Origin of the sequence: Apilactobacillus kunkeei (assembly GCF_001308195.1) — a bacterium.
Lineage (GTDB): Bacteria > Bacillota > Bacilli > Lactobacillales > Lactobacillaceae > Apilactobacillus > Apilactobacillus kunkeei_C.
In genome coordinates this window covers 35954-42160 of record NZ_JXDF01000003.1, presented here as the reverse complement: position 1 = coordinate 42160, position 6207 = coordinate 35954, and the positions used below count along the sequence as shown (strand labels likewise).

Annotated in this window: 5 protein-coding genes; 1 reads left to right on the top strand and 4 read right to left on the bottom strand. The window is 34.2% G+C overall.

Features of this window, described 5'->3' with window-relative positions:
• Together RZ78_RS00605 and RZ78_RS00600 are read right to left on the bottom strand one after the other, a co-directional pair.
• Window positions 1-2371, bottom strand: a 2371-nt coding sequence (locus RZ78_RS00605) for a DUF1542 domain-containing protein (protein ID WP_155451828.1), incomplete at its 3' end; no start/stop codon positions are given.
• Between the two features lie 385 nt (window positions 2372-2756).
• Window positions 2757-4094, bottom strand: a complete 1338-nt coding sequence (locus RZ78_RS00600) for an MFS transporter (RefSeq protein ID WP_054607774.1) — start codon at window positions 4092-4094, stop codon at window positions 2757-2759.
• A gap of 81 nt (window positions 4095-4175) precedes the next feature.
• Here RZ78_RS00600 and RZ78_RS00595 point away from each other — a divergent pair, with 81 nt between their 5' ends.
• Complete coding sequence (locus RZ78_RS00595; RefSeq protein WP_054607773.1) at window positions 4176-4580, top strand: MerR family transcriptional regulator; 405 nt, start codon at window positions 4176-4178, stop codon at window positions 4578-4580.
• A gap of 371 nt (window positions 4581-4951) precedes the next feature.
• Here the strand turns inward: RZ78_RS00595 and RZ78_RS00590 are convergent, their stop codons facing one another.
• Together RZ78_RS00590 and RZ78_RS00585 are read right to left on the bottom strand one after the other, a co-directional pair.
• Complete coding sequence (locus tag RZ78_RS00590) at window positions 4952-5377, bottom strand: cyclophilin-like fold protein (protein WP_054607772.1); 426 nt, start codon at window positions 5375-5377, stop codon at window positions 4952-4954.
• Window positions 5378-5436: 59 nt separating this feature from the next.
• The gene (locus RZ78_RS00585; RefSeq protein WP_054607771.1) at window positions 5437-6180 is read right to left on the bottom strand and encodes an SDR family oxidoreductase; all 744 of its coding nucleotides are present in this window, start codon (window positions 6178-6180) and stop codon (window positions 5437-5439) included.
• Window positions 6181-6207: the final 27 nt, after the last annotated feature.

Genomic DNA, 6207 nt, shown 5'->3' with positions numbered 1-6207 from the left:
TATTGTCAGCATCAATTTCTTGTTTGACCTTGGTTGCTTCAGCATCCAATTGGGACTTCGCATTAGATTTTTGGTCAGATAGTGATGTCTTAGCTGTGGCATATTGACTATCGATATCGTTAATTCCTTGTTGGAATGCTGCATTAATGTCATCAACATTGGTTGCAGCATCAATTTTTCCTTGATCAATTGCTTTTACACTATCGACATTGGCTTTTTGAGTTGCTTTTTCTGAGCTAGTTAAACTATTATCAGCATCAATTTTTTGTTTGACCTTGGTTGCTTCAGCATCCAATCGGCCTTTTGCATTAGCTTGCTGATCAGCTAATGAGGTTGAGCTTGTTTGATATGCATTGTCGATTGAAGAAATTCCTTGGCTTTGTGCATTGTTTACACCATCAGCATTAGTGGCAGAATCAATCTGGGATTGTGCTGCTGCTTTAATGCTATCCACCTTACTCTTTTGACGATTCTTTTCATCATTGGTCAATGTATTATCAGCATCAATTGCAGCTTTAATTTTGTTGGCTTCATTATCTAAACTATTTTTGGCCGTTTGTTTTTGCGTACTCAAAGAAGGCCCTGGAGTATAGTCACTATTAATTTGGTTAACAGCATTATCACGTAAACCTGAAATCTTTGATACATCGTTACTTGATTGAATCAACCCGGTGTAAGAAGTCTTATGTTCTGAAACTGATTTAAGTTGTTTATCTGCATTTTCTTTAGATAGTGTAATATCCGAATTGATTTTATTAGTGGTATTTGCAACAGCATTGTTAATATCATTAATGGCTGAATTAATGGTTGCTTGTAATTCAATTTTTTTAATGGAATTAATACCATCTGATAAAGCACCAGTAATGTCACTTGATTGAGAAACACCCATCACATTCGATTTAGCGGTTTGTAAAGCACTGTTAATCGAATTGTTAGCGGTTTGCTTATCATTAGCAGGTAAATTCCCAAGATTGGAAACATTGTTTGTAGAAGTTGCTGCTTGACTGCTTAGTTGTGAAATAGCATTAGACAACGAACTGTTATCTGCTTTATATGCATTTTTGATGGAGTTTAAAACATTAACGAAATCATCATTGGTGGTAACAGCGTTGATTTTAGAAACGTAGTTATTCTTAAGTTGGGTAGTTTGGTTCAATGGAGATGTTTGATTTAAGTCATTTAAAACTTTACCTTGCAATTGGGCAAGTAATTTAGAATTAAAGTCATTACCGAATTGGTCATATGTCAAACTTCTTGTTGATGAGAAGGCAATTTGAGTACTAGTTGGTATAAGATTTCCATTACTATATTCTCTATGGGTTGACATGAATGCTGAAATCCAGTCCCCAGGAGTTACCTTAATTGGATCAACATAAACTGATATATCAATATTTCCACCGACAACTTTACCGGTCTTGTACTTAATATAATATCTACCATTATTCATGGTTAGATCTTTAGTACCATCATCATTGGTAACAGTTACCCTGCTAACTTTGCTTGATAGGTTTGGACTCAAGTTCAATGCGAACTCTAGAACACGGTCAACCCCACCAGTAGTACTAATTAAATCGGATCCAAATTGGAAGTTAATCATGTATTTATTAGTAGAAGGGTCATCATTTACCCCGTCATAAGTTAACTTAGTGTTGGCAATGGCATTCTTATATTGTTTACCAGTTGCTCCACCGGGTCCACTAATATAAGTATTGCTATCAGCAGGTGCATCAGAAGAGCCATCCCTTAATGATAGCCCATCATCACTTTCGTTCGAACTTGATGCAGAGCTGACTAAAGAGGCACCCGATGACATTGATTCGGCACTTGATTGTAGTGATTGATTACTAATTGTACTTTGGCTATTTTGATTATCACTGGAACTATCGGCATTTGAATCATTTACATTATTTTGATCATTGCTCGTTTGTCCTTTTACGTGACTTGAGTCAATATTATTTTCACCGTCACTTAAAGCTTGGTTAATGCCGTTAGAATCGGTCGCGCTATCGATTGATTGTTCTCCTGCAATCTTGTATGAATCCACTTCCGCATTTTGACTGTCTTTGTCAGATTGAGATAAAGAACCATCATTATTAATGGCATCCTTTACCTTAGTTGCTTCAGCATCTAAATGATTCTTAGCATCCTTTTTTTGATTATCAATTGTTGAATTATTATTGTTTTGATTAGTATTAGTATTTGCTGCAACTTGAGTTTCGCTAGCAAATGAAATATTTTGATTAGATTCAATTACAGCAGATGCTCCAATTAATGCAAAAGAAGCTACTGATAAAACAATCCAATTTTTCTTTACTTTTCTCATGATTTTCTTGTCAGAATTTTTTCTGAACTGTCTGTGGTTGTATAACATATTATTTCCCCTCCTCTTTAGGCAAATAAATTAATCGACAAGTGAAATTATAAACACATATTTTAAGCAATCAAGAGACATAACCACTGATATATCAACGGTTAACTAATATTTTATAATTTTATTTTAATCATAACGGTTTAAAGGTTGATTTACAGGCATTCTTAAAAAAAGAAAAATTAAAAAAATCATTATTTAAGTTTTGTTTAAATTTTCTTATATCATAAAAATCAAGACAAAATCGAATAAGCCATAAACTTATGATGCATTAAGATTATCATCCTATTACATATTTAATACCATTTTTTGAAGCAATAATTTTTATAAAAATATCTAATTTTTTTAACAGAAAAAAGGTACTGCTAATTTAAGTAGTACCTTTTTATTAATTGATATATTTACGATGAATTCGTTTAATATTAATCGCCATAAGTAGTGGAACAAGCATTAATATTGCCATCAATAATGTTTGATAATGATAAGCTGTTATCACATTGGTAATACCTGCGGTCAAAGTCACTACGACTGATAATAATATTGAACTACCTAATTGATGAAAAACATTAACTGCACTGGAAGTTGCCCCTCCTAGTTCTTTAGGAGTATTGGCAACTCCTGATACTGTCAATGGACCAAATGAAAATCCTTGACCAATTCCGATGATGATCATTGGTAATGCCACTGAAATTAAATATCCGTGTTTTAAATCTAAACCAAATAACATTAATACCCCAATGAATGTCACAATAGTTCCAAAAAGTAATAGATTTTCGTTTTTGTACTTGTTTGATAGCTTAGATTGAAGCATCCCAAACAAGAATTGTGGAATAGTTTCTGGCATAAAACCAAATGCTGATAATAATGGCGTGAATCCATAATACTTTTGTAACACTTGAGGAACCAAAAAGAAGAATGAAAACATTGATCCAATATAAAAGAAACGTGCAATGTATGCTGAAACACGTTCTTTATCCTTAAAGATAGCCATTGGCATAATTGGATTATCAATCTTTATCTCACGGAATAAAAAGATAATCAATAAAGCGATAAAGATTCCAATAAATAGTCCTTTATGACCGGCACCATTAATCGCATTAACCAATGATAAGATGGCTAATACGGATAAAATTGAACCGATATAATCCAAATGAGCGTGTAATTGCGTCTTGGATTTAGGCACAAATAAAATTGTAAGCACAATCAATAATATTCCCAAAGGTACATTGATTAAAAATCCTAGGCGCCAGGAATAAAAAGTAGTTACCAGACCACCGATAATCAATCCTACACTTGCACCTAATCCTGCAGTAACTCCGTAGAATGAAATGGCCTTCTCTCGTTTTTTGCCTTCATAAGTATCCAATAATAATGCCAATGAAGTTGGTGCTAAGATAGCAGAACCAATTCCCTGAAATGCTCTCATCACGATGATGAATAGACCGTTTGGTGATAAGCCAACTAATAGTGAAAATAAAGTAAAAATAGTTAGTCCAGTTAAAAATACCGGCTTTCTACCATATAAATCACCCAAACGACCACCTAGTAATAAAAGACTACCAAAAACTAACGCATAGATGTTTGTAATCCATGCAATACTCTGACTAGTCATATGTAAACTGTTCGCGATTTGGACAGTACTGGTAAATACGACAGAATTATCTAATAAAATCAAAAAGTAACTAATTAGAATAATTGGAAGAATAATTCCAAATTTATACTTCATACTTGTCTCCTCCTAAAAATGTGATAAAGTAATCATATTACTTAAAGCCAGCTTTAAGGCAAGACATTGAGGTGATAAATTTTGAACATTAAAGAAGCCAGTCAAATTACTGATGTTCCAGCATCTACCATTAGATATTACGAAAAAGAACACATCATCCCTGCAGTCGATAGAAATGATTCAGGGGTACGTGATTTTGATGATCATGCAATTAGACGAATTAGTTTCGCGAAAAAAATGCGAGACGCCGGAATGGAAATCAGCACTTTAAAACAATATATCAATCTATTTGATAATGTTGAAAATAGTGAGGATCAACAATTGGCACTACTAGTAGAGCAAAAACGCATCATGGAAGAAAAACGTGATAAGATGCAAAAAGCCATTGATCATCTAGAACATAAAATTAAAAACTTCGACACCCACATGTTAAAAGTCGAAGATGAATTAAGAACAATGAAGGCAAATAAAAAAGAACGACTATAAAAGTCGTTCTTTTTTATTTGTATAATTTTGTCAAAAATATTTTTTGTCAAAGCGTATGAGGCCTTTCGACTTTTTATTATGTTTTAATCAAAAGTTTCTGATTTTATGTCTAATAGCACGAATTTATTTAACAAAACTTTATTAATTACCCTAACATATGCAGTGATGTAATTTCTGGAGAAATAATGTTTATTAATAATACTGAGGAAAATATATCGCTCTTCATACATGAATAGATAAAAGCTTACTGACACATTCCCCATTTAGTGACTAACTAATATTAGAATGAATTATCTCTTGTTGATAACAAAAGACTAAGATAATTGTTAATCCTAGAATTAAAATTCCAGAAATTAGGAATCTTTTCATGGTTATCCTTCCTTGACTAGTACGATTGTTATATCAACGGTTGTTGGTAATTGAGCAATTTTAGCGACATCTTCTTTATTTACCAATTGTCCCAAATTTACTTCCTGGTAGCGAGCATCATTATTAGCCCCACGGAGGAAAAGGGCAAACCAGTCACCACCAATATCAAATGAAAGATCACCATCAAACCATCCAGCTTGAACATCGTTTTTATCATATGGCAAGTGATCCATGACACCACAATAATCATGCGCTCCTTGACTAGCTGTAATTGTGTACGGCAATTTATCAATTAATGCTTGTGCAGTTTGTGAATCGTTTAAAACTGCAGGAAATGTTTGTCCATTAATAACCAGATTAATTTTTGTTTGCTTTTTAACTGTAGTAACGCGGTTATCCGTTTCTGAAATATGTTGGTTTTTAATCATCTAAGTTTCCTCCTTAAAAAAATAAGGTTGAGTTTTTCTCTCAGCCTTAAAGTTAAATCTTATGCCTGGTTTGTTGGGCAAATAGTAAATTCAGAAATATCAACGTCTTCTGGTTGATCAATGGCAAAGTTAACAACCCGGGCAATGGCATCTGGTGAAATTCCGTGTTGCTTATAGAAGTTCTTCATATTTGAAGCGGTCTTTTCATCACCGATGTGGTCAAGCAATTCAGTGTTAATTGCGGCTGGGTAAAGTGTAGTGGTCCGAATGTTAGTCCCTTCATTGGCACTTTCCATCCGGGTAACTTCCATCGCGTTCTTAACGGCAAACTTAGTTGCACCGTAAACCCCAGAACCAACATAGTTCTTAAGTCCAGCAATTGATGAGGTCGTAATTATATGACCATTTTTTTGAGCGGTGAAAATTGGCATTACTGCTGCAATCCCATTAAGAACACCATTGATATTAACATCAATCATCTTGTTCCATTCGTCAGTTCGAACTGCACTCATTGGGGAGTTGGGCATGATTCCTGCATTGTTAAAGATAACGTCAACCTTGCCAAAACTATATTGGGCCGCCTTGACTAAGGCTTCAACTTCTTCTGGCTTAGTAACGTCAACAGTCCGAAAATCTGCCCGGCCACCATTAACGTTAATTTCATCGGCAATCTTGTAAAGACGATCTTCACGACGAGCACCGAGCATTACCATCGCACCATTATTGGCTAACAACTTCGCTGTGGCTTCACCGATTCCTGAAGATGCACCTGTGATTACTACTACTTTTCCTTTTACAGACATAATTGGGTTCCTCCTTAAAATTTTATA

Excerpts from the sequence above, each read along its gene's own strand:
- RZ78_RS00600 (WP_054607774.1), bottom strand. The coding sequence starts at position 4,094 with ATGAAGTATAAATTTGGAATTATTCTTCCAATTATTCTAATTAGTTAC.
- RZ78_RS00590 (WP_054607772.1), bottom strand. The coding sequence starts at position 5,377 with ATGATTAAAAACCAACATATTTCAGAAACGGATAACCGCGTTACTACA.
- RZ78_RS00585 (WP_054607771.1), bottom strand. The coding sequence starts at position 6,180 with ATGTCTGTAAAAGGAAAAGTAGTAGTAATCACAGGTGCATCTTCAGGA.